General features: G+C 58.1%; 22 protein-coding genes and 1 pseudogene. 11 read left to right on the top strand and 12 right to left on the bottom strand.

Annotation, left to right across the window (positions count from 1 at the left end):
• Positions 1-675, top strand: a complete 675-nt coding sequence (locus ABWV79_RS12210) for a GntR family transcriptional regulator (protein WP_170356518.1) — start codon at positions 1-3, stop codon at positions 673-675.
• Between the two features lie 2 nt (positions 676-677).
• Here ABWV79_RS12210 and ABWV79_RS12205 read toward each other — a convergent pair whose 3' ends face one another.
• From ABWV79_RS12205 to ABWV79_RS12175, 7 genes are all read right to left on the bottom strand, one after another.
• Complete coding sequence (locus ABWV79_RS12205) at positions 678-1,634, bottom strand: ABC transporter ATP-binding protein (RefSeq protein WP_353392224.1); 957 nt, start codon at positions 1,632-1,634, stop codon at positions 678-680.
• On the bottom strand, positions 1,631-2,608 hold the full coding sequence (locus tag ABWV79_RS12200) for an ABC transporter ATP-binding protein (RefSeq protein WP_170356520.1): 978 nt from the start codon (positions 2,606-2,608) through the stop codon (positions 1,631-1,633). The genes ABWV79_RS12205 and ABWV79_RS12200 overlap by 4 nt, the downstream gene beginning before the upstream one ends.
• Positions 2,609-2,612: 4 nt before the next feature.
• Positions 2,613-3,515: an ABC transporter permease subunit gene (locus tag ABWV79_RS12195; protein WP_170356521.1), complete on the bottom strand. Its 903-nt coding sequence runs from the start codon at positions 3,513-3,515 to the stop codon at positions 2,613-2,615.
• Positions 3,515-4,522, bottom strand: coding sequence for an ABC transporter permease subunit (locus ABWV79_RS12190; RefSeq protein ID WP_353392221.1), 1,008 nt, complete (start codon positions 4,520-4,522; stop codon positions 3,515-3,517). The genes ABWV79_RS12195 and ABWV79_RS12190 overlap by 1 nt, the downstream gene beginning before the upstream one ends.
• Positions 4,522-5,616: a M24 family metallopeptidase gene (locus ABWV79_RS12185; protein WP_353392219.1), complete on the bottom strand. Its 1,095-nt coding sequence runs from the start codon at positions 5,614-5,616 to the stop codon at positions 4,522-4,524. Before ABWV79_RS12185 ends, ABWV79_RS12190 begins: the two co-directional genes overlap by 1 nt.
• Before the next feature lie 67 nt (positions 5,617-5,683).
• Positions 5,684-7,267, bottom strand: coding sequence for an ABC transporter substrate-binding protein (locus tag ABWV79_RS12180; RefSeq protein ID WP_353392217.1), 1,584 nt, complete (start codon positions 7,265-7,267; stop codon positions 5,684-5,686).
• Positions 7,268-7,527: 260 nt separating this feature from the next.
• Entirely contained in the window at positions 7,528-8,259 is a 732-nt protein-coding gene (locus ABWV79_RS12175) for a LysR substrate-binding domain-containing protein (RefSeq protein ID WP_353392215.1), read from the bottom strand.
• 56 nt (positions 8,260-8,315) lie between these two features.
• On the opposite strand from ABWV79_RS12175, the pseudogene ABWV79_RS12170 reads away from it, so the two are divergent.
• From ABWV79_RS12170 to ABWV79_RS12155, 4 genes and pseudogenes are all read left to right on the top strand, one after another.
• A pseudogene (locus ABWV79_RS12170) lies at positions 8,316-9,005 on the top strand (ATP-binding cassette domain-containing protein); the annotation flags it as partial.
• Positions 9,002-10,372, top strand: coding sequence for an HlyD family type I secretion periplasmic adaptor subunit (locus ABWV79_RS12165; protein WP_353392213.1), 1,371 nt, complete (start codon positions 9,002-9,004; stop codon positions 10,370-10,372). The pseudogene ABWV79_RS12170 and the gene ABWV79_RS12165, both read left to right, overlap by 4 nt.
• Before the next feature lie 134 nt (positions 10,373-10,506).
• Positions 10,507-11,271: an HAD-IIB family hydrolase gene (locus tag ABWV79_RS12160; RefSeq protein ID WP_353392211.1), complete on the top strand. Its 765-nt coding sequence runs from the start codon at positions 10,507-10,509 to the stop codon at positions 11,269-11,271.
• 16 nt (positions 11,272-11,287) lie between these two features.
• Positions 11,288-12,517, top strand: coding sequence for a glycosyltransferase family protein (locus ABWV79_RS12155; protein ID WP_353392210.1), 1,230 nt, complete (start codon positions 11,288-11,290; stop codon positions 12,515-12,517).
• Here the strand turns inward: ABWV79_RS12155 and ABWV79_RS12150 are convergent.
• Both ABWV79_RS12150 and ABWV79_RS12145 read right to left on the bottom strand, forming a co-directional pair.
• Positions 12,501-14,246, bottom strand: coding sequence for a sugar phosphorylase (locus ABWV79_RS12150; RefSeq protein ID WP_353392208.1), 1,746 nt, complete (start codon positions 14,244-14,246; stop codon positions 12,501-12,503). The two genes, ABWV79_RS12155 and ABWV79_RS12150, sit on opposite strands and share 17 nt — an antisense overlap.
• Positions 14,247-14,378: 132 nt before the next feature.
• Positions 14,379-14,996, bottom strand: coding sequence for a TetR/AcrR family transcriptional regulator (locus ABWV79_RS12145; protein WP_353392206.1), 618 nt, complete (start codon positions 14,994-14,996; stop codon positions 14,379-14,381).
• 177 nt (positions 14,997-15,173) lie between these two features.
• Here ABWV79_RS12145 and ABWV79_RS12140 point away from each other — a divergent pair, with 177 nt between their 5' ends.
• The 5 genes from ABWV79_RS12140 to ABWV79_RS12120 all read left to right on the top strand — a co-directional run bounded on the left by ABWV79_RS12140 (position 15,174) and on the right by ABWV79_RS12120 (position 19,712).
• Positions 15,174-16,103: an AEC family transporter gene (locus ABWV79_RS12140; protein WP_170356533.1), complete on the top strand. Its 930-nt coding sequence runs from the start codon at positions 15,174-15,176 to the stop codon at positions 16,101-16,103.
• 104 nt (positions 16,104-16,207) lie between these two features.
• Complete coding sequence (gene fghA, locus ABWV79_RS12135) at positions 16,208-17,041, top strand: S-formylglutathione hydrolase (RefSeq protein ID WP_170755760.1); 834 nt, start codon at positions 16,208-16,210, stop codon at positions 17,039-17,041.
• A 3-nt stretch (positions 17,042-17,044) separates the two neighbouring features.
• The gene (gene sthA / locus ABWV79_RS12130; protein ID WP_353392205.1) at positions 17,045-18,493 is read left to right on the top strand and encodes a Si-specific NAD(P)(+) transhydrogenase; all 1,449 of its coding nucleotides are present in this window, start codon (positions 17,045-17,047) and stop codon (positions 18,491-18,493) included.
• Positions 18,490-18,945, top strand: a complete 456-nt coding sequence (locus tag ABWV79_RS12125; protein WP_170356536.1) for a YaiI/YqxD family protein — start codon at positions 18,490-18,492, stop codon at positions 18,943-18,945. The genes sthA and ABWV79_RS12125 overlap by 4 nt, the downstream gene beginning before the upstream one ends.
• Before the next feature lie 146 nt (positions 18,946-19,091).
• Positions 19,092-19,712 (top strand): HAD family hydrolase, encoded by a 621-nt coding sequence (locus ABWV79_RS12120; RefSeq protein ID WP_353392204.1) that lies wholly within the window; start codon positions 19,092-19,094, stop codon positions 19,710-19,712.
• 1 nt (position 19,713) lies between these two features.
• Here the strand turns inward: ABWV79_RS12120 and ABWV79_RS12115 are convergent, their stop codons facing one another.
• Entirely contained in the window at positions 19,714-20,949 is a 1,236-nt protein-coding gene (locus ABWV79_RS12115) for an MFS transporter (RefSeq protein WP_353392203.1), read from the bottom strand.
• Positions 20,950-21,097: 148 nt separating this feature from the next.
• On the opposite strand from ABWV79_RS12115, the gene zapE reads away from it, so the two are divergent.
• Entirely contained in the window at positions 21,098-22,156 is a 1,059-nt protein-coding gene (gene zapE / locus ABWV79_RS12110; protein ID WP_353392201.1) for a cell division protein ZapE, read from the top strand.
• A 75-nt stretch (positions 22,157-22,231) separates the two neighbouring features.
• Here zapE and ABWV79_RS12105 read toward each other — a convergent pair whose 3' ends face one another.
• Entirely contained in the window at positions 22,232-23,506 is a 1,275-nt protein-coding gene (locus ABWV79_RS12105) for a bifunctional folylpolyglutamate synthase/dihydrofolate synthase (protein ID WP_353392199.1), read from the bottom strand.
• Positions 23,503-24,426 (bottom strand): acetyl-CoA carboxylase, carboxyltransferase subunit beta, encoded by a 924-nt coding sequence (gene accD, locus ABWV79_RS12100; protein ID WP_353392197.1) that lies wholly within the window; start codon positions 24,424-24,426, stop codon positions 23,503-23,505. The genes ABWV79_RS12105 and accD overlap by 4 nt, the downstream gene beginning before the upstream one ends.
• Positions 24,427-24,467 lie beyond the last annotated feature (41 nt).

Raw genomic sequence — 24,467 nt, 5'->3', positions numbered from 1 at the left:
ATGAGCGGAACACGCGCGATCCCACGGCAAAGCCTGCCCGATGTCATAACAAACGATCTGCGCGAGCGGATACTAAGCGGGGAGATGGCCGAGGGAGAGGTTATTCGGCAAGAAGCGCTGGCCGAGGATTACGACGTTTCCCGCATGCCAATCCGCGAGGCACTCAAACGACTGGACGCCGAAGGTCTTGTTCAATTGACGAACAACCGTGGCGCGTCGGTGACCACTCATTCTCTGTCCGAGATCGCCGAGATTTTCGATCTGCGCGTTTTGCTTGAGGTCGATCTTTTCCGGCACGCAATACCGCGGATGACCCTAACCCATTTTTCCGAGTGTGAGCGCATTCTGGATGAGATGGAGAAGTCTTACGATGCCAATGACGTGGGCCGTTGGGGCGGGTTGAACAATGCTTACCACATGGCGCTATATGCTGCCGCTGATCGCGGGTTGAGCAATGAAATCCTGCAACGCGTCAACTTGCAATCGGACCGCTATGTCCGAATGCACCTGAGTGTAATGAAACAGCGAGAGCCTGCTAAGAAAGACCACCGCGAGCTGCTATCGCTGGCCCGAGCCGGACAGGTCGAGAGCGCCTGCGCTCTGTTGACCCGCCACATAGCACGCACCAAGGATCAGTTGCTGGAGATGGTGACTGCCACGCGCAACGGTGACTAAAATCAATCCAGCGGGTGTAGGCAAGCCACCTGATGCGACTCACCACTCAGATCTGGCGGTGCGGCGCGGCATTCATCGGTTGCAAGCCAGCAGCGTTGCGCGAAGGCACAGCCCAAGGGGATGTTCATGGGTGAGGGCAACTCGCCCTCCAGCTTGATCCGTTCCTTGCGCGCCTCAGGGTCCGCGCGCGGCGTGGTCGATAACAGCGCTTTGGAATAGGGATGACGGGGGGCGGCGAACAGTTGGTCTTTCGTGGCGTGCTCGACCGCGCGGCCCAGATACATAACGATCACATCATCGGCGAAGTGTTTAACTACCGACAGGTCATGCGAGATGAACAGATAGGCAAGGTTCAGGCGTTCCTGCAACTCGACCAGCAGGTTCAGGATTTGGGACTGGATCGATACATCCAATGCCGAGACCGGTTCGTCCAGGACCAACACCTTAGGATTCAACATTAGAGCGCGGGCAATGGCGATCCGCTGGCGCTGACCGCCCGAGAACATATGCGGATAACGGTCGTAGTGTTCGGGACGCAGGCCGACAAGGTTAAGCATTTCGCGCGCCCGCGCCTCGCGGTCGGAGGCGGACATGTTGGGGCGGTTGATAGTCAGCGGCTCCTGTAGGATCTGCCCGATCCTTTGCCGGGGGTTGAGCGAGCCATACGGATCCTGGAATACGATCTGAACGGTCTCACGCATTTCGGCCCATTTCGATGGGGTGACATCGGTGCCGTCTATTGTAAGTGTTCCGGACGTCGGTTCTTCGATCATAGTGACGACACGTGCCAATGTGGATTTGCCGCAGCCGGATTCTCCGACGATGGCAAGTGTCTTGCCAGGATTCAGTTCAAAATCTACTCCGGACAGGGCTTTGACCGTTGCGGATTTCGACAACAGCCCGCCTCTGACCTCGTAGTGCCGAGCCAACGCAGTTGCCTGAACGATAGGGGCCGTCATGCGATTTCTCCGGCTGCAATTCTTTCGACATGGTGACACCGGGCTTTGCCGAATGATTCACTATGTGGTGTGGGGGGGATGGATTGGCAGGTGTTATCCGCAAACATGCACCTCGGGCTGAATAGGCACCCCTTTGGTCGGTCAAACTGGCCGGGAACGACACCGGGGATGGTTGGCAGCATTTTCGAAGTTGCCCGTTCCGGCAGTGCGCTTAGCAACGCCGAGGTATAGGGGTGGCGCGGGGTGCGGAACAGATCTTTGACGGGCTGTTCTTCAACCTTTTGACCAGCGTATTGTACCTGCACGCGTTCGGCGGTTTCGGCTACCACGCCCATATCGTGGGTGATCAGCACCAGACCCATCCCCTGTTCATCGCGCAGGCGCACCAGCAGATCCAGAATTTGCGCCTGAATGGTGACATCCAGCGCTGTTGTCGGCTCATCAGCGATCAGCAGCTTGGGGTTGCACGCAATCGCCATGGCGATCATGACCCGCTGGTTCATCCCCCCAGACATCTGGTGTGGAAAGGTGTTCAGCCGGTTTTCCGGCGCGGGAATGCCGACCTGATCAAACAGCTCGATCGCGCGTTGGTGACGATCTTTGCGGTTCATGCCCAGATGGATGCGCAGCGCCTCTTTGATCTGGAACCCCACAGTGAAACAGGGGTTGAGCGACGACATCGGTTCCTGAAAGATCATGGCGATGTCCTTGCCGATGATCTTGCGCCGGTCGCGAGCCGAGATTTTGGTCAGGTCGATGCCTTCGAAACTCAGCTGGTCGGCCGTGATCGTGGCGGTCCAGGGCAACAGGCCCATCAACGCCAGCATCGACACGGATTTGCCCGAGCCGCTTTCGCCGACGATGGCCATCAGCTCGCCCCGGTCGACAGACAGGTCCACCCCGTCGACGGCGCGGAACTTACCCGAGGCGGTAGCGAATTCGACAGTGAGGTTTCGGATGTCCAACAAACTCATATCGTCAGCTCCGCTTCAGTTTCGGGTCCAGCGCGTCGCGCAGGCCGTCGCCCATCAGGTTGATCGCCAGCACCGTGATCAGAATGGCAAGGCCGGGGAAGGTGACGACCCACCAGGCGCGCAGAATGAACTCGCGCGCTTCGGCCAGCATGGTGCCCCATTCCGGCGTGGGGGGCTGTGCGCCCATTCCCAGAAATCCAAGGGCAGCGGCGTCCAGAATAGCGGTTGAGAATGACAGCGCCGCCTGCACAATGATCGGGGCCAGACAGTTGGGCAGCACAGTCTTGAACATCAACCGCGCCTTGCCCGCGCCCGCGACACGGGCCGAGGTGACATAGTCTTTCTGTCGTTCAGACAGAACCGAGGCGCGGGTCAGGCGCACGTAATGCGGCTGAAATACGATAGCGATAGCGATCATCGCATTGGTCAGCGACGGCCCAAGGATGGCTACCAGTACCAGCGCCAACAGCAGCGAGGGGAAGGACAGGATGATATCCATTACCCGCATGATCAGCGTATCGACCCATTTCGGCGCAAAGCCGGACAGAAGCCCGATGATTACGCCGCCTGTCACGGCCACACAGACCACAACGATGCCCACAAAGAAGGAATAGCGTGATCCCATGATCAGCCGCGACAGCATGTCCCGACCCAACGGGTCGGTGCCCAGCGGGAAGGCCCAACTGCCGCCCTCTTGCCACGCGGGGGGTTGCAGAATGTTGTCGCGGAACTGCTCGGTCGGGTCATAGGGCGCCAGCAAAGGCGCAAAGGTCGCGCAGATTACGAAGGCCATGAACACATACAACCCGATCACTGCGCCGCGGTTTTCGCTGAAATAGAACCAGAATTCGCGCAGGGCGCTTGGGCGGTCCTCGGTCTTGGGGGTGGTTGCGGAAAGCTCGGCCATCACCGTCTCCGGATTTTGGGGTTGATGATGCCGTAAAGGACATCGACCAGCAGGTTCACCAGCATCACGATCACGGCGATCATCAGCAGCCCGCCCTGCACAACCGGGTAGTCGCGGCGGAAAATACTGTCGACCATCCACTTGCCGATGCCCGGCCAGCTAAAGATTGTCTCGGTCAGGATCGCGCCGGCCAGCAGCGTGCCGACCGACAGACCGATCACTGTTATCACCGGGATAAGAGCGTTGCGCAGCGCATGCAGCCCGTTGATCCGCGTGGGCGCAAGGCCCTTGGCGCGGGCGGTGCGAATGTAATCCTCGCCCAAAACTTCCAACATGGCCGAGCGAGTCTGGCGCGCGATCACCGCCAGCGGGATGGTGCCCAGTACGATGGTCGGCAGGATCAAGTGACGCACGGCTGACCTAAACGCCCCCTCCTGCCCAGATAGCAAGCTGTCGATCAGCATAAAGCCAGTCACACTGGGGAAGTAATACAGCAGGTCGATCCGCCCTGATACGGGCGTCCAGCCCAGATTGCCCGAGAACACGATGATCAGAAGCAGGGCCCACCAGAAGATCGGCATCGAATAGCCAACCAAAGCCGAGGACATCAGCGCGCGGTCAAAGAACTTGCCTCTGTTCACCGCAGCAATCACCCCCGCGGGCAAGCCCAGAGCCACGGCAAAGATCATTGCGCAGATCGACAGTTCCAGCGTGGCGGGGAACAGGGCGAAGAACTCATCCCAGACCGGTTTCTTGGTGACAAAGCTCTCGCCCAGATCGCCATGCATCACGCCGACCAGATAGTCCCAGTATTGCTGCAGTACCGGTTTGTCGAAGCCCAGCTTGACCACCATCTCCTGATAGCGTTCCTCGGTCATGCCGCGTTCTCCGGCCATGACGATGATGGGATCGCCGGGAAGCACCCGGATGAACATGAAGGAAATCAGCGTCACGCCCAGAAATGTCGGAACGAACATTCCTAGGCGCGAAAGGAAGTAGCCAAACATCAGCGACCTATGATTGTGAGATCTTTGGGAAAGCGGGTCAGTGACCGGCAGCCATCCTGCGTCACCAGAACATCATCTTCGATCCGAACACCAAAATTTCCGAGGTCATAAAGCCCGGGCTCATTGGTCCAGACCATGCCGGGAAGGATGTCCTGATGATTTCCACGCATGATATAGGGCGCTTCATGTACGTCGCGGCCCAACCCGTGCCCGGTTTTGGTGCGGATACGGTCAGCATATGGCGATGCCTCAAGTACGCGGGTGACAGCATCGTCGATGTCATGCGCAGTAGTGCCCGGGCGGCAGGCGTTGAACCCTTCAAGGTTGGCACGCAGGACGGTGTCATAAACATCCCTGCCCTCGTCCGAAACTTCGGCCACAAAGAAAGTGCGGGTGATATCGGCGGCAAAGCCGTGTTTGCGCGCGCCAAAATCGAACAACAACGCATCGCCGGGTTTGACCTGATAATTCGCTCGCGCCTTGCCATGCGGTTGGGCCGAATTGTCACCAGCCGCCACAATTGGTGTGAACGCCAACGAGGCCGCACCCTCGGCGAACAGTGCCTGAATCAGCGCCTGTTCGATCTGTTTTTCCGTCTGCCCGATGCGCACATCGGCTATCACACTCTCCAGCGCGCGTTCCGAGATATCAATGGCAGCTTGCAGTGCTGCGATATCGTCATCGGTCTTTATGACCCGCAAGCCCGAGATTTCGCGTTCGGCATCCACAATGCGCAGATCGGGCAGGGCGTTAGTGAAAGCCTTCGACACAAAGACCCGCATCACTTGCCCTTCGACTGCCAGCGATTTCAGCGGCATGTGCGCAGCCAAAGCGGTAAAAGCGCTGTCATAGCCAGTCTGGTCCATCCAATCGAACACTGCACCGTCAAAGCCGACCAGCGCCCAAGTGCCAAGCTCCAGATTGGGGACAACCGCGGCGGGACTACCTTGGGCCGGGATAACGACCACGAAGGGACGCTCATGGCTCATGAAGGGTTTCCCCAACGCGCGGGTGAAATTGGGACCGGGCACGAGGGCCACGGCATCGACTGAGATGTCTTTTGCCAGTTGACGGTACTCGGACAAATCCGGCATGGGGGCCGACCTCCAAAAAAGAAAACCGGAGCCGCCATACGGGCGGCTCCTATCCGTGAGTGATGATTTATTCGACGCTGACGCCGTAGAAGATGTGGCCGCCCAACGGGTGGACTTTATAGCCCTGCACCTTGTTGCTCATAGGCATATAGACAACCGAGTGTGCGATGGTGGCCCAGGGGGCTTGCTCTTTGAAGATGACCTGCGCCTCTTCATACAGCTTGGTGCGCTCGGCCTGATCAGTGGTTTGCTTGGCCTTCAGGATCAGATCTTCGAAAGGCTCGTGGCACCATTGTGCACGGTTCGAGGCTTCGCGGCCGTCACAGCCCAGCAGCACGGCCAGGAAGTTGTCCGGGTCGCCATTGTCACCGGTCCAACCCAGCAGAACAGCACCGTCGCGGTTCAGCTCTTTTGAGCGCGACAGGTACTCGCCCCATTCATAAGAGACAATCTCGACATCCACACCAACCTTGGCGAAATCTGCCTGGATCAGCTCGGCCATACGGCGGGCGTTCGGGTTATAGGGGCGTTGCACCGGCATCGCCCAGATTTTCATCGACAGATCGCTGACGCCTTCGGCTTCCAGCATCGCCTTGGCCGATTCGGGATCATAGGCATCGTCGGTGATGGCCTCGTTATAACCCCACATGGTCGGCGGAATCGGGTTCTTGGCCGCTTGCCCCGAGCCCTGGAACACCACATCGATGATCGCCTGCTTGTCGATCGCCATGTTCAGCGCTTTGCGCACCTTCGGGTTGTCGAACGGCTCCATCGTGGTGTTGTAAGCCAGATAACCCACGTTCAGGCCTTCTTGCTCCATCATGTTGATGTCCGCGTCATCCTGCATCGCCTGAATGTCGGCGGGGTTCGGATAAGGCATGATGTGGCATTCACCCGCCTTCAGCTTTTGATAACGGACCGACGCATCAGGCGTAATCGCAAAGATCAGATTGCTCACATCCGCCGGTGCTTTCCAGTAATCAGCGTTCTGCGCATAGCGGATCACGGCGTCTTTCTGATAGGCCACGAATGAGAACGGGCCGGTGCCGATAGGCGCGGTGTTCAGCTTTTCAGGTGTGCCCGCTTCCATCATCGCATCGGCATATTCCGCCGACAGGATCGAGGCAAAGTCCATCGCCATGTTGGCGACAAAAGGCGCCTCGGGTTTAGACAGCGTGAATTTCACTGTGTAGTCGTCGATCTTTTCTATGGACTCGACCAGATCGGGCATACCCATGCCCTGGAAATATTCCCACGTACCGCCAGACACCTGATTATATGGGTGGCCTTCATCCTTCTGGCGCATGAACGAGAAGATCACGTCATCGGCATTGAAGTCGCGGGTTGGGGTGAATTCGTCATTCGAGTGGAATTTGACGCCCTGACGCAGCTTGAACGTATATTCCAGACCGTCATCGTTGGCCTCGACGCTTTCGGCCAAGCCTGGGATCACATTGGTGGTGCCGGTCTCAAATTCCAGCAGGCGGTTATAGATCGGGTGCGAGGACGCATCAAAGGTGGTGCCAGCGGTGAACAGCGCCGGGTCAAAACCTTCGGGCGAGCCTTCCGAGCAATAGACCAACGTATTTGCCTGTGCCGCAGCGCTGGACAACGCAATCGCTGCGGTTGCGGCCAAAAACTTAAGTTTCATGAGTTTCTCCCAGTAAATATTGCTTGGTTTTCGCTTAGCGTTTTTTTTTGTCAGAACACTCTTTGGCAACGCCTGCCGTCGCGAAATCACTGCTTAATGTATCCAAAATACAAAATCCATTGTCAACAAAGTTAAAGATTCCGCGAACACGTACCCGCAAAGACAGCCATCTGTCGCGGGACTGCCCGGTTCTGTTCCTAGCTTTGAGGGGAATCAGTCGCGCCGACTTTGATACAGCGCAAGTTTCCGGCTTTCCGCGATCACATCTGGAATGTTGGGGTCACACCGATCGGAGGCTGTTCCAGAATGAAAGCCCCGATCCGATCCAAGAGCGGCCGTCTTGGACAGCCCGGACGGGTCGCCGCGCCCAGATCACGCAGGTTGCCCGGCGCGTCAAAGGGGATAAAGCACAAAGGCCAGCGGTCGCGTTTGAATTGCTCAGCCGCCAGGGCCGACACGATTGTACAATCGTCGGAATGACAAATATGCCGACAGATCGTCTCGAACCGCAGCGCGCTTAGGTCAAACCGCTTGCTGGCGCGGTTTGCCGGGTCGATCCTAGGCAGTCGGTTTTCCAGCTCATAGCCGAAACTATGCGGCAGTCGGATGAAGTCGTGACGAGGCACGTCCTCTGGGGCAATCGATGGCAAGGTGCTCAGCGGGTGACCGTCACGAACAGCCAAGAACAGAGGTTCGGACCAGATCGAGGTAAACTCGAGCGCTTCGGAATTGTTGACTTTGGCGACCAGAGCAAGATCCAACGTGTGGTCTTCGACCATACGCAACATATTCTGCGGTAAATCCTCGATCATCGTCACGCGCATATTGGGAAACAATGCGCTAAACAGATCTGAGAAATATTGTGTCAGGTAGGGCGCGAGAGTCGGCGTCATTCCAATCGTGTATGGAACCGCCTCGGGTTCGCGGAACTGGGTCGCCGTATCGCGGATCTTTTGCGCATCGTTCAGAATGCGTTCGGCAATGCGCAACACTTGAACACCGCACAGTGTCGGTCGAACCTCGTTATTGAGGCGCAAAAACCGGGGATGTTCTGGCCATTATCGGCCACAGCGGATCTGGCAAAACCACCTTGGGTAAAATGCTTGCCGGTATCTGGTTTCCTCAACGCGGAGAGGTCTTGCTGGATGGAAGCCCGATGTCGAAATGGAACGGCGAGGATTTGGGCAAACAGATCGGTTACTTGCCGCAGGATGTTGAGCTGTTCGACAGGACCATCCGTGAAAACATCGGGCGTTTTTCTACCGCGATAGACGATGCCGAAGTGCTGCGCGCGGCGCGCGAGGCCGGGGTTCACGAGATGATCAGCAGCTTGCCGGAAGGTTATGAAACACGCATCGGTCAAGGGTTTTTCCTGTCAGGTGGGCAACGTCAGCGTCTGGCTCTGGCCCGCGCCTTATACGGTGATCCGTTCGTTCTTGTGCTGGATGAGCCCAACTCGGACCTTGATGCCGATGGTGAGCAGGCTCTGCGCGATGCGCTGTTGGCGGCTCAAGCGCGTGGGGCCATCGCGATCGTCATGACCCACCGTCCGGCAACACTGCAGGCGGCAAACAAGGTCATGGTGCTGCGCAATGGGAACCAGACCCAGTTCGGCGAAAAAGACGATGTCATGAAGGTCAACCGCCGCAACGTTTTGAACACCCCGACGCAATCGGGCGCGGTCAAGCCGGTTGCCCACCCATCAAGTGAAACTCAGATCAGCGGAGCAGCCCAATGACCGACCTGGTGAAGTATTCCAAATCCAACACCGCGGTGTCCTTTCACGAGGCACAGCTGAAAGAGATCAATGAAACCTCGGCGGGCATCGGACGCTATGTTCTTTTCGGCCTGTTCACGCTGGCGGTTTTCGTCGGCGGCAGTGCCTATTGGGCGGTCGTGTCCAAGCTGGATGGCGCTGTGGTTGCCCCTGCCTCATTCGTGGTCGAAGGCGATCGCAAAACGGTCGAGCATCTGGACGGCGGCATCATCCGTTCGATCCTTGTGGCAGACGGAGAATTCGTGCAGCAAGGCCAACCTTTGGTTCAGTTAGACAGCACCGAGATCGACGTCGAACTAGGCGTGCAAAGTAGCCAGTTGGGTGAGCTGTCTGTTCGCCGCGCGCGCCTACTGGCGCAAATGAGCGGGCAGGAGCAATTCGACGAAACCACTGCGATGTCGGCTTATCGGGACGGTATGGATCGCTTGCACTGGGTCTCGCCTTATCTGACACAAAAACAATTATTCGACGCCGAAGCGCGGGCTCGTCGGACCGAGGCGCAGATCAATGCTCAACGTATCTCGGCTCTGCGTAACCAGGTTGCTGGGATTGAGGAACAACGTCGCAGTACAAGAAATCAGATCGACATTACCAATGTCGAGTTGGCGAACCTTCAAAAGCTGTTGGACAAGGGTTTGGTCGCGGTCACGCGCGTCAGCGCACGCCAGATCGAGCTTGAGCGTCTAAACGGCGCAGATGCATCGTTGCGCGCTCAGATCGCGCAGGCCGAAGACCAAATGCAGGAACTGGAATTGTCCCTGCTGAGTCAGAAGAAGCTGCGTGATGAGGTGATCGCCGGAGAGCTGGCCGTGGTTGAGGCGCAGCTTGATCTGGTTCGGCCTCAGTTCGCGGGAACGCTGGCGCGGTTGCAACGTACTCAAGTTCTGGCCCCAACCAGTGGTCGGGTCGTAAACCTTGCGGTGTCCACCAATGGAGGCGTCATCCGTCCGGGTGAACCCATCATGGATATCGTTCCGGCGGATCAGAACCTGATCGTAGAAGCGCGGATCAAAACGGGTGATATCGACAAGCTCTATATCGGTCAGACCACCCGTATCCGTCTGTCCGCCTTTGCCCAAGCCGATGTGCCGGAGGCCAGTGGCGAGATCTTTGATATCTCGGCTGACGCGCTGGAAGACGACCGCACCGGCGAGGCGTACTACAAGGCGCGCGTCAAACTCGACGCCCGGCAGCCCATCGCTGTAACGGCGCTGGACCTCGTGCCGGGAATGCCCGCCGATCTGTTTGTGAACACAGGCGAACGAGCAGTGTTCACCTATCTGGCTCAACCTATCAGTGACCGTCTTGCGAAGACATTTATCGAGTAAGCCAGATCGCCCGCGCCTAATTTTTGGGCGCGGGCAACTCAATTGACCGGAATTTCGACAGAATGGATTTACATCCCACAAAGCGGGATTTTACCGTTTCAGGGCATGATACAACGAATTGACTTAAGCCCGAGATGAAACGCCCGCTGCCTATACTGGTGTTTTCTGATTTGGATGGGACGTTACTGGACCACAACAACTATAGTTGGTCTGCCGCCAAGCCGGGATTGCAACGCCTTGCTGAGATAGGCACCGGTGTGGTTCTTGCCAGCAGTAAAACAGCGCAGGAAATCATCCCCCTACGGGACGCTATGGGACAGGCAGATATGCCTGCGATTGTGGAAAACGGCGCTGGAATACTTTGGCCGGGCAATGCCGATGTGGGTGAAGATGACTATCCACGCTTGCGCGCCTTGCTGAAAAAGCTGCCCCAGGGATTTGTCGGCTTCGGCGATATGACGATCGATGAGGTTGCGCAGAAAACCGGGTTGAGCTCCCAGCAAGCAAACTTGGCGCGTCAACGAAAGTTTAGCGAGCCCGGAGTTTGGACCGGTTCTGATGTAGACCTCGCAGAATTTCTAGAGGCGGCTCGCGCTCATGGGCTTTACGCACGAAAAGGCGGGCGGTTTCTGACTATTTCCTTTGGTCAGACCAAAGCCGATGCGATGCGTGAAGTCGTGCGGCATATGCGTCCTGTCCGCACGATTGCGCTGGGTGATGCGCCCAATGATATCGAGATGATACAGGCCGCAGATCAGGGCGTCGTGGTGGCCAACCCGCACGGCCCCAACATACCACCTTTCCCTGCGCCGGTAGAAGCGCGGGTTCTCAGAACACAACAGAGTGGACCGCAAGGGTGGTCGGATGCGATCCTGACCCTGACGGCGGACTTTCGATAAGAACGGGGCATTTCATATGGCAGATTTCCATCAAAACGGAAACATCACGACGCTGCATAATTTGCGCAGTCGACCGGCCGGGCATCTGACGCATGAAATCTCGGTTTTTGCCGAGACCCGAAAAATCACGCTCATTCTGCCTTGCCTTTATTCCGAACTGGAAGGCCCTGCGCTGACCGGAATTCTAAATGAGCTGGCACAGGTGCCTTACCTCCACCGGATCATCATCGGACTGGATCAGGCGGATGAGGATCAATACCGCCGTGCCCGAACCTTCTTTGCCGATCTGCCGCAAAACCATGCGGTCATCTGGAATGACAGCCCCCGCCTGACCGCGCTGGAATCCCATCTGCGTGAGATGGGTCTGGCCCCGCAAGAGCCGGGCAAAGGCAAAAACGTCTGGTCCTGCATCGGTTATCTTCTGGCCTGCGCCGACAGTTCGGTGATGGCGATCCATGATTGTGATATCGTCACCTATAACCGCGAGATGTTGGACCGGCTGGTTTATCCGGTGGTCAACCCGACTTTTCCCTTTCAGATGGCCAAGGGGTTCTATCCCCGCGTCGGCAACGGCAAGCTGAACGGCCGCGTCACGCGCCTGTTGGTAAGTCCGCTGCTGATCGCGCTGAAAAAGGTCATTGGCGACCGGGACTACCTCGATTACCTGCGCAGTTTCCGTTATCCGCTGTCGGGCGAATTCGCCATCCGCACCCCTACCCTGCCCGACTTGCGTATCCCCTCGGATTGGGGGCTTGAGATCGGCGTGTTGTCCGAGGCGTGGCGTAATCTGGCTCCGAAATCCGTCTGCCAAGTCGAAATTGCCGATAACTATGACCACAAGCATCAGGACTTATCACCCGAGGACGCAAATCGGGGGTTGTCGCGTATGTCCACGGATATCTGCAAGGCGATCTTCCGCAAATTGGCCGCTGACGGCACGGTGTTCACGCCTAACACCTTCCGCACACTCAAGGCGACCTATTACCGGTCGGCGCTGGATCTGCTCGAGGGTTACTATACTGACGCCAAGATGAACGGGCTGGAACTGGATCGTCACAAGGAAGAGAAATCCATCGAGCTGTTCGCCGAGAACATCATCCGTGCCGGGCAAATATTTCTGGACAACCCGCATGAGACACCGTTCATCCCCACGTGGAACCGCGTGCATTCGGCTGATCCAGAGTTTCTGCTACGCCTGAAAGCCGCCGTTTCCGACGACCTGGGCGAATTCAGCCCGCGTTCGTGATCCAACGACACTGATACGGGGCCAGCACGATGTCGGGACCATTGGTGGCAAGGATTTCACCTGTCAGGGCGTCGGTCCAGACCTCTTCGGCGATCATGTTGATCTCTGTGGGGCTGACATGGACCTGCTCGGCCGAGATATTGTGCAGCGCAAAGATCGACTGGCTGCGATCCAGACTCTGCCGCCAGATGCCAAAGACGCGATCATCCAGCCGCAGAGTAAACTGCGTGGCGTTAGGGTGAAACGCCGGTTGCTGCGACCGCAGGCGCAGACGTTTGGACAGCTCCGACAACACCAGCGCCTGATTTGACCCCGGATCGGCCAGACGGGCCAACAAATCGGGATAGTGCCAGCGATGCCTGTTGATCGCCCGGTTCATGCCGCGCCGTTCGACAGCCTCGTGATCATTCGGCGTGGCCAACAGGGAATGAATGTAGAAGGCTGGTATCCCCTCTAGCGACATCACGATGGTCTGCGAGCAGATGAAACGCGCCAGATGGTATTGATCGGGGCCGTGAAATGTCTCGGTCATGGCTTCGAAATAACCGCAGTTCAGCTCGTAGGGTTCTTCCCGCCCGTCCGGCAGTGCGCGCATCGAGACCAGACCTCCGATCCTGCGGACCGTGTCGATCATGCGGTCTTTTTCGTTCGGCGGCAGCAATCCCTCAGCAGGGCGCATCCCGATACCGTCATGAGATGCGGTGAAGTTCAGATACGCGCAACCTAATTGCGCCGGGGGCATGGCGGCCTGCCATTCGCGTAGAAATTGCGCTGTGCCTGATTGCAGCGCGTGCAGGATCAACGGTGGCAGAGGGAAGTTGTAAACCGCGTGCGCCTCGTTCCGGTTGCCGAAATAGCTCAGGTTCTCGGTCCGCGGCACGTTGGTTTCCGTAAGCAGAACCAGCGTTTCGGTGGCATAGTCGCAGAGCAGCCGCAACAATTGCACGATGGCGTGCGTTTGCGGCAGGTGGATGCAATTCGTTCCGATCTCTTTCCACACGAACGCCACCGCATCCAGTCGCAGAATACGCACACCCTTGTCGATGTGCAGGCGGATGATCCGCAGCATCTCGATCAGAACCTCGGGATTCGAGAAATCCAGATCGACCTGATCGTGGGAAAATGTGCACCAGACGTATTTCTCACCTGTGCTGGTCTCGACTTGCCGCAGCAAGGGCGTGGTGCGCGGCCTGACAACCTGCGACAGGTCGTCTTCGGGAGAGGCCTCAAAGAAAAACCGATCGTGTGGCGCTTTGCCCTGCAAGTAGTTTGTGAACCAGCTGCCCTGACTGGACACATGGTTCAGGACCAGATCGGACATCAGATGAAAATCAGTGGCGATACGGGTGATATCAGGCCAATCCCCAAGCTGAGTACTGACGCTGTAGTAGTCTGAGACTGCAAAACCGTCATCGGAGGTGAATGGAAAAAACGGCAGGATATGCACACCGTTGACTACCCCACTTAGGTGTCGCACCAAAAAGTCGTGCAGCAGGTCAAGGGGCTTGTGGACCTGATCTTCGATCGAGTTGCCATAGGTTATCAAGACGCTGTCTTTTTCCGACCACAACTTGTTTCCCGGCTTGCGACCTTGTCTGCGTCTGTGCGTTTGCGATGGCCAAAATGCGTGTGTGATCTGCTCGGCGAGTGCGACCTGATCATGATCCGGATAAATCCGATCGAGCAACTCGCCCAACCGGCGCGAAAAACTGTTAGAGTCACTGGTCAATGGTCGAATACCCTTAGCTTGCTGTGATCAAGGGTTCTTCAGAACGCGCAACCTGTCAAATCTAAGGACGGCGCAGTGCAGGATGTTGAAACAAGTGCTTAAATTTTGGTCAGTTCAGGTTGTGCCCGGTCGTCATGCACCGTACCGCGCCATGAACATGTCGACTGCTTGCGAAGCTATTTCATCAATTTCGTCTTGTGAGAAGCTTGTCTGAATACCAAAGGCCGACAATGTCCAAATCCGCACCTTGCACAATTCCGAGAATTGTTCAGCAGCAAGTTGAACATCGTCAATAAGCAGTTCCCCTTTGTTTACTGCTTTTTGCAGATATTCGGCGATGTGGCCGGTGCCGTGTTTTGGTCCCGCCTCGTAGAATGCCTCGCCCAGTTCTGGGAACCTGTCGCGTTCGGCCACGCAAATGCGAAAAACCTGCTGCGCAAAATCTGAGACCAAGAAGGCCGTCAGTTGTTTGGCCGTGATCATCATGACGTCGTGTGCTGGCAGTGAATCGTCGACCAGGGACACCACATGCTCCGCCATACGTGTGCATTCGGTCTGGGCAACTTCCATGAACAAAAGGCGTTTGTCGGGGAAGTAACTATAAAGTGTTGCCTTCGAGACGCCGGCAACGCGGGCGATGTCATCAACGCTCGCACCTTCGAAACCATCGGCCATGAAGACTTCTCGCGCGCCTTTCAGAACCTGATCGAATTTGCGACCTGTGCGCAGAATGGCTGCGGTTTCAGACATGCTCTCTCCCAACGGTATATGTAGGAGTTTATAAACCGGTCAGTTCAGATACAACGATTCGCACCAAAGCAATTCTGAACGCGCAATCTAATATTGTAATTTCGCCAGTCAGGCTGTCGAATATCGGACCTTGCGATGGGGCTTGTCGCGCGATCAATCCGTGCTAACACTTCCGGCATGGTCGATATTTTTCTGCGCACGCTTCCTTTCTTTGCGATCATCGGCCTTGGATATTGGGCGGGTCGTACCCGGTTCTTCACCGAGGAAGCGACGGCTTATCTGACTAAATTCGTGTTCTATTTTGCACTGTCGGCCATGTTGTTCCGCTTTGCTGCAACGCTGCCCTTTGCCGAAATATTCAACCCCAGGCTTGTTGTCGGGTATCTCGCGGGAACAGTAGTGGTTTATCTGCTGGCAACGCTTGTCGCCTGGTTCCGAGGGCTGGACGTGCCGACCGCAGCGGTCGAAGCACAGTGCGCAGCCATCGGCAATGTCGGTTTCCTTGGCTTGCCTATGCTGGCCCTTCTTTTCACAGAAGCTGCAATTGGCCCCGTGATGCTGGTTCTGACGGTTGATCTGGTGGTATTTTCGTCATTGATCGTGATCCTGATCAACGGGGGCAGAGACGGACGGCTCACCCCAGCCACTTTCAAACTGATTGGGTTGGGTCTGGTGAAAAACCCGATGATCGTCTCGATTTCGGCAGGGATGCTTTGGTCCGCGTTTCAGATGCCTGTTCCCGCGCCGCTCAATGATTTTCTCACGATCCTTGGGGGGGCTGCTACGCCCGGCGCTCTGTTCGCTATCGGAGCCTCGCTGGCCAGCAAGTCGGCTGAGCGCGTGCATGTGGCCGGTTGGCTGAGTTTCTGCAAACTTGTCATCCATCCGGCATGTGTGGCCATTGCGTTGCTTTGGATCTTTCCCATCGCGCCCTTCCCCGCTGCTGTCGCAATTGCGGCGGCCGCGCTGCCGGTCGCTGGGAACGTCTATATGCTTGCGGCGCATTACAACGTTGCGCCACATCGGGCGTCGGCCGCGATCTTGCTGTCAACTGCGGCCAGCATCCTGACTGTGCCATTGGTGATCGCTTGGGTCGGAACGCCCTGATCTTCACCTTTTTTAAAAATGCCAGCAGTATTGACCACCGCACTTTACGAGCCGTGTTGGGAACGTTAGCCATGGCGCAAACCTAACGTAAGGACAAAAGCCAGATGGAAACCGTTTCGGAAAACACCTGCTTCGGAGGCGTTCAGGGCGTCTACCGCCATGCCTCGACTGCTTGCCAATGTGACATGACCTTTGGCCTGTTTCTGCCGGCCGAGGCAAAGGACGGCCCCGTCCCGGTCCTCTGGTATCTTTCGGGCCTGACCTGCACCCATGAAAACGCCATGACCAAAGCGGGCGCGCAGGCCTGGGCGGCTGAACAGGGCATCGCGGTGGTGTTCCCCGATACCTCGCCCCGTGGTGAAGGCGTGGCTGATCACGAGGACTACGATCTGGGTCAAGGTGCGGGCTTTTACGTGAACGCGACCCAGACCCCCTGGGCACCACATTTCAACATGTGGGATTACGTGGCCGAGGAGCTGCCCGCCCTGCTGGCCGAGAACTTTGCCATCGACATGGATCGTCAGGCCATCACCGGCCATTCGATGGGCGGCCACGGTGCGCTGACGCTGGCAATGAACCTGCCGGGGCGCTATCGCTCGGTCTCGGCCTTTGCGCCGATCTCGAACCCAACGGGGGCCGATTGGGGCCGCAAGCAGCTGAGCGCCTATCTGGGTGAGGATGAGGCCGCATGGGCCAAGCATGACGCCTCGCTTATGATGAAGGAAAAGGGCTTTGACGGCCCCGTCCTGATTGACACCGGCGCTAGCGATCAGTTCATCGACCTGTTGCGCCCCGAGGCGCTGGCGCAAGCGATTGCAGAGCGTCGCCAACAGGCAACCTATCGCCTGCAGCCGGGCTATGACCATTCGTATTTCTTTGTGTCGACCTTCATGGAAGATCACATCACCTTCCACGCCGAGGCGCTGTACGGGGACTAACGCATGAGCGATTACGATTACGACCTGATCATCATCGGGTCTGGCCCCTCGGGGCGGGCGGCCGGGATTCAGGCAGGCAAACTGCAAAGACGCGTATTGGTGATCGACCGCAAGGATAGGCTGGGCGGAGTGTCGGTACATACTGGCACCATCCCGTCAAAGACCCTGCGGGAAACGGTGCTGAACCTATCAGGCTGGCGCGAGCGCAGCTTTTACGGCCGGTCGTATCGGGTAAAAGATCAGATCCGGGCCGAGGACCTGAAGGCGCGCCTGCATATGACGCTGGACCACGAAGTTGACGTTCTGGAGCATCAGTTCAACCGCAACCATGTGGAAACGCTGAACGGTCTGGCCAAATTCACCGGCCCGCATGAAGTTGAGGTTGCCACTGACGCGGGCGAAACCTCTCGTCTGACTGCCGCCAAGTTCCTGATCGCCACCGGCACCAAGACCTACCGGCCCGATTACGTGCCCTTCAACGGTAAAACCGTGGTCGACGGCGATGATTTCCTTGAGATGGCCGAGATCCCTCGGTCGCTCTGCGTGATCGGCGCGGGCGTGATCGGGGTGGAATATGCCACCATGTTCTCGGCGCTGGATGTGCGGGTCACGCTGATCGAACCGCGCGAGACATTTCTGGACTTTATCGACAGCCGGTTGATCCATGATTTCACCCATCAAATCCGCGAAAACGGTGTGGATTTACGTCTGGGCTCGGCGGTCGAAAAGATTGAGGATGCCGGAGGTCATGTGGAAGTCACGCTGGACAACGGACGCCACGTGCGGGCAGAGATGCTGTTGTTCGCCGCCGGTCGCATGGGCGCGACCTCGGCCCTGAACCTGTCGGCTGTGGGGCTGGAGACCGACCACCGCAACCGGATCAACGTGGATCGCAAGACCTATCAAACCGCTGTGCCGCATATCTATGCCACAGGAGACGTGATTGGGCACCCCTCGCTGGCGTCAACGTCTTTGCAACAAGGTCGCGTCGCCGCGTGCCACGCGTTGGAGACCCCGACCCTGCCGGAAAGCCCGTGGTATCCCTATGGCATCTATTCGGTGCCCGAAATCTCGACCTGCGGCATGTCCGAGGAAGAGCTGCAGGAGCGCGGCATCCCCTATGAGGTCGGCGTGGCGCGGTTCCGCGAAACCTCGCGCGGGCATATCATGGGGCTGGAACACGGGATGCTAAAAATGTTGTTCTCGCTCAAGACCCGCCGGGTTCTTGGGGTTCAAATCGTCGGCGAAGGCGCGACCGAGTTGATCCACATTGCGCAGGCCGTGCTGAACCTGAAGGGCACCGTGGACTATTTCGTGCAGAACACGTTCAACTATCCGACGCTGGCCGAAGCCTACAAGATCGCCGGATTGGATGCGTTCAACCGGATGCCGATCCCCGAGGAATTCAAGGTCAAGAAAAAGCCCGCCGCGAAACAGGCGAAGAAGGCGTGACGACGCTCTATGTCGACGGCGACGCCTGCCCGGTGAAAGCAGAGGCCGAGCGGGTCGCCACCCGCCACAAAGTGCCGATGGCGCTGGTGTCCAATGGCGGGCTGCGGCCGTCGGCCAACCCGTTGGTGCAGGTCGTAATCGTCTCTGAGGGCGCGGATGAGGCGGATAAATGGATCGCCGAACGCTGTGGGGTTGGGGATGTGGTGGTGACGTCCGACATCCCCTTGGCCGCGAAATGCGTTGAGGCTGGCGCGCGGGTGCTGCGCCCCAATGGTGAGGCGTTCACGGCGGCCAACATAGGCCAGCAACTGGCGATGCGCGATCTGATGGCCGATCTGCGCGCAGCCAACCCGTTGGGCGCGGGCGGCGGTGGCAAACCGTTCAGCAAGGCCGACCGGTCGCGGTTTCTGGATGCGTTGGAACGGGAACTGAGGGCGGCGCTGCGGGCGTAACCCTCCCGCCGGTTGTCAGCGCATCAAAGATGCGCATCCTCCCGTTGGGCCAGGCAGCGCGTTCCGCGCTGCGGTTTCGCCTTGTAAATTGCGTTGGGGGTTGGTTCAGTCGGTGCAATCACAGATTGATTTTACAGGGGCGCATCATGCCGATTGAAGCCGTGGTCTTCGACATAGGAAATGTTTTGATCGAGTGGCAACCGGAGCGGTATTACGACAAGATCATTGGCGAGGATCGCCGTCGCGCCATGTTTGCCGAAGTGGACCTGCACGGCATGAACGATCTTGTCGATCAGGGGCATCATTTCACGGACACGATCTATGACTGGGCCGAGAAATACCCGGAATGGCGCGATGAGATCCGTATGTGGCATGACAAATGGATCGAACTGGCGGCCCCTGAAATTCCGCACTCGGTCCGGCTGCAGCGGGCGTTGCGGGCAAAAGGTGTTCCGGTCTTTGCGCTGACCAATTTTGGGGTGCAGAATTTTGACTATGCCACCACGGTTTATCCGTTTCTGAATGAATTTGACCGGCAGTATGTCTCGGGGCGGATGAAGGCGGTCAAACCTCATGCGCCGATCTATGAAATGGTCGAGGCCGATTGCGGTTTGCCACCTGCATCGCTGCTGTTTGCCGATGACCGGCTGGAAAATCTCGAAACAGCACGTGCGCGCGGCTGGCAGACGCATCATTTTGACGGACCGCAGGGTTGGGCCGAACGGCTTGTGGCCGAAGGGTTACTCGAACCCGAAGAGGCGCTCTAGCTCAGGCGGCGACTGCACTGCGGTTTTCGCGGATCGGTAGGTTGACGATGGCGCTGAACGCGCCGATGGCGACGCCGATCCACCACACCATCGTGTAATCTCCGTAAACGTCGTACATGCGCCCGCCCAGCCAGACACCCAGAAAGCTACCAAGCTGATGGCTGAAGAAGATGATGCCATAAAGCGTGCCCATATAGCGCAGCCCATAAAGATGCGCGACCAACCCCGAGGTCAGGGGCACCGTTGCCAGCCACAGCGACCCCATCACCAGCGAAAAGACGATGACCGAGATCGGTGTGATAGGAAAGATGATGAACGTCGCCGCCGCGAATGTGCGCGCGGTGTAGACCCCTGCCAGCAGGTATTTCTTGGGAAAGTGGTTGCCCGCCCAGCCGGCCAGCAAGGTGCCGCCGATATTGGCCAGACCGATCAATGAGATCGAGATGGCCCCCAGCGCAGATGTCGAGGTGATTCCGATGGAATGCAGGACGCCGCCGGGCTGAATGGGGCCGCACATCTCGGTCACGAAGGCAGGGAAATGGGCGGTGATAAAGCCCAGCTGATAACCGCAGCTGAAAAATCCCAGAAAGATCAACGCATAGGACGGATCACGAAAGGCGCGCCCGAGGATCTGACCCATGCTCTCTTCCAGTTGCGCACGTGTCGCGGGTTGCGGCGCGCGCATGAAGGGTAAGGTCAGAACAAGGGCCAGAATCGCCACGGCAAAGACGATGAATACCTGTTGCCAGGGCAGAAAGCTCAGCATCCACTCGGCAGCGGGCGCGCCCAGTACCTGTCCGAAACTGCCCGCTGCCGTGACGATGGCCAGCGACATCGAACGGTTTTCGTCTGACGAGGCCCTGCCTACGACGGCCAGAACCACGCCAAATCCGGTGCCTGCGATGCCAAACCCCACCAACCACGCATAGGTCTGATGTTCAAACGGGGTCACGGACCAGGCAGACAAGACCATCCCAGCCGCATAAGTCAGCGCACCCAGTATGATCGCGCGTCTGTCACCCACTTTTTCGGCAATCGCACCAAAAATCGGTTGGCCGATACCCCAGGCCAGGTTCTGGATGGCAATGGCCATCGAGAAATCGGTACGTAACCAGCCGAACTCCTCGGCAATGGGGATCTGAAACACGCCGAACGAGGCGCGTACGGCAAAGCTGACTGTGATGATGATGCAGCCCACGATCAGGATCGGATTAAAAAGACGCGCAGCGTGGGGCATTCAGACCTCGAATTTCCTTTTGCCAGAACGCTAGAGGTTTTTGGCTATTGGTCAAATCAGCAGATTTGCCGCTTCAGTTAAGGAAATTTGATGCGTCAGGAAAATGCCCGCTTTTCAAGCGGCAACCCGGCGGTTAAGGCTCGGGCCTATGACGGATTTGATTTCGCTGTACGAGGCCCGCGTCGCCGATGGCACTTTGACGCGAGATGACGCGCAAGAGGCTGTGCTGCCCCATTTCGAACGCATCCGCGCGGCCCTGTCCGTGCCGGTCAAGCGGGGGTTTTTCCGCAAGGCCCCGCCCGCGCCGCAGGGGCTTTATCTGTGGGGTGGTGTCGGGCGCGGTAAGTCGATGCTGATGGATATGTTCGTGGACGCGCTGGACGATATCCCGGCGCGGCGGGTGCATTTTCACGCCTTCATGCAGGAAATCCACGCCGGGATGCATAAGGCGCGGCAGGAGGGCGTCGAGGATGCGCTGGCCCCGGTCGCGCAGGAGGTGATCAAATCGGTGCGCCTGCTGGCTTTTGATGAGATGCAGATCACCGATATCACCGATGCGATGATCGTGGGGCGGTTGTTCGACCTGCTGCATGCGGGAGGCGTTGTGGTCGTCACCACGTCGAACCGGCACCCGGATGAACTATATAAGGACGGCTTGAACCGGCAGCTGTTTCTGCCCTTCATCGCGCATATCAAAGAGCAGTTGCAGGTGTGGGAGCTGGTCTCGCCCACCGATTATCGCCAGAACCGGCTGGAGGGCGTTCCGGTCTATTTCACACCGATTGGCCCCGAGGCGCGGCAGAAAGTGCGCAGCGTGTGGAATGACCTGTCGGGTGGGACGGCAGAACCGCTTGTGCTGCGGGTCAAAGGGCGTGCGGTTGAGTTACCGGCCTTCCGCAACGGCGTGGCGCGGGCTTCGTTTTATGATCTGTGCGGGCGGATGCTGGGTCCAGCGGATTATCTGGCCATTGCCGAAGAGTTGAAGGTGTTGGTGCTGGAGGATATCCCCCGCCTGTCGCGCAACAATTTCAACGAGGCCAAGCGGTTTGTGACGTTGATCGACGCGCTGTACGAGGCAAAGGTCCGGTTGATTTGCTCGGCTGCCGCAGAGCCCGAGATGCTGTATGTCGAAGGCGAAGGGACGTTTGAATTTGAACGCACCGCGTCACGCCTGCGGGAGATGCAAGATCGGGACTGGGGGGAATAGGGGGCTCTGCCCCCGTCGCGCTGCGCGCGCCTCCCCCGAGGTATTTTTAGCCAGATGAAGCTACGCGGATTTGGTTCATCCGTTTTCGCGCAGGATGTGACCGGCCAGATAGAGTGAGCCACAGATCAGGACGCGGGCCTGCGGGTCTTTGGTGGTGATGGCGTTGACGGCATCAGCGACGCTGTGTGCGGTGGTGGCTGGCAGGTTGACTTTGGCAGCAGCGGATGCGGTGTCTTCCGCGCTGAGTGTTGCGGCCTCACCGGGGATGGACACGGCGGTCAGGCTTTGGGCCTGTTGGGCCAGCGGGGCCAGATAGCCGGTGACGTCTTTAGTGTTGAGCATCCCGCAGATCATATGCGTGGGGCGTTGCGGCAGTTTCGCCAGCACATCGGCCAGAGCAATCCCGGCGGCGGCGTTGTGCCCTCCGTCCAACCACAGTTCGGCCTGGGCGGCGGCCTCGACCAGCGGACCTGTTTTCAGGCGCTGCATTCGTGCGGGCCATTCGGCACGGGTCACGGCAGCCTCATAGGCGTCATCGCCCATATTCAGGTGGCGCAGAACTGCGACTGCAGCGCCTGCATTCTGATTCTGGTGTGCGCCCAACAGGTTCGGCAGCGGCAAATCGCGCAACCCGGTTTCGTCCTGATAGATCAGGCGTCCGTTTTCCTCATGGACATGCCAGTGTTGGCCGTGGATCAGCAGCGGAGCGCCCAGACGAGCGGCGGTGTACTCGATAACCTCGAGCGCCTCATCCTGCTGCGGCCCGACGATACAGGGCACGCCGGGTTTGATGATGCCTGCCTTTTCTGCGGCAATCTTGCCAAGCGTGTTGCCAAGGAACTGTTCGTGGTCAATGGACACGGGCGTGATCACCGTCACAGCGGGCTCATGTATCACGTTGGTGGCGTCCAGACGGCCACCCAAGCCCACCTCGAGCAATGTGTAGTCCGCTTGCGTTCTGGCAAAAGCCAGCAGGGCGGCGCAGGTCGTGATTTCGAAATAGGTGATGTTTTCGCCATTATTCGAGGCGTAGCATTCGTCCAGTACCTCGGTCAGAGCGGGTTCCGAAATCAACTGTCCGGCAAGACGGATGCGTTCATGAAAACGAGCCAAATGCGGTGAGGTATAGGCATGAGCCGATAGCCCTGCCCCTTCAAGACCGGCTCGGATCATGGCCTGTGTCGAGCCCTTGCCATTGGTGCCCGCGACATGGATCACCGGTGGCAGTTTGGTCTGCGGATTGTCCAGTGCGGCCAGCAAACGCCAGACGCGGTCCAAGGTCAGGTCAATGATCTTGGGGTGCAGCGCCATCATCCGGTCAAGGATGACGTCAGAAGAGGAGGATATCATTTTTCAGCCGAGGGTGCGGCCGCTTCGGCCTCTTGGGGTGTGGGTGCAGGCAGATCGCCTTTGACCGCGGGCGGCTCGTTCATCAGCATACGGGTGATGGTGATCAGTTCGTCGCGCATTTCGGTCCGTTTGGTCACACGGTCCAGCATTCCGTGATCCAGAAGGTATTCGGCCCGCTGGAACCCTTCGGGCAGTTTTTCACGAATAGTCTGCTCGATCACGCGGGGGCCGGCGAAACAGATCAGCGCGTTGGGCTCGGAAATATGCACGTCGCCCAGCATCGCATAAGACGCGGTCACACCCCCGGTAGTCGGGTGGGTAAGGACGACGATATAAGGCAGGTTCGCTTCTTTTAGCATCTCAACCGCGACCGTGGTGCGGGGCATCTGCATCAGGCTCAGTATGCCTTCCTGCATCCGCGCTCCACCGGCTGCAGAAAACAGGATCAGCGGGCGTTTCAGCTTTACCGCCTCTTGCGCGGCAGCGATGATGGCATTGCCTACGTACATGCCCATCGAACCGCCCATGAACGAGAAGTCCTGAGCAGCGGCAATGATCGGGGTGCGGCCAATTTCGCCAGCGGCGACCAGCATCGCCTCTTTTTCGCCGGTCTTTTTCTGCGCCGCCTTCATGCGATCGGGGTATTTTTTCTGATCGCGGAACTGAAGCGGATCATCCTTTGGGGCAGGTACGTCGACTTCGGTGAAAATGCCGCCATCAAAGAGATGCGCAAAGCGGTCGCGCGGGGTGATTGCCATGTGATGGTCGCACTGGGTGCAGACATTCTGGTTTTCTGCCAATTCGCGGTGAAACAACATGGTTCCGCATTCGTCGCACTTGTGCCAGAGATTTTCTGGCACTTCCCGGCGAGAGAAAATCGAGTTGATCCGGGGGCGGACGTAGTTTGTGATCCAGTTCATATCGGAACCTTGCTGATGCGGCTTTGACGTCAAATAAGACG

Origin of the sequence: Ruegeria sp. HU-ET01832 (assembly GCF_040371315.1) — a bacterium.
In the GTDB taxonomy this organism is placed as follows: Bacteria; Pseudomonadota; Alphaproteobacteria; order Rhodobacterales; family Rhodobacteraceae; genus Ruegeria; species Ruegeria lacuscaerulensis_A.
Note: the sequence above shows the minus strand (reverse complement) of the source record. Positions and strands in the feature narration are given on the sequence as shown.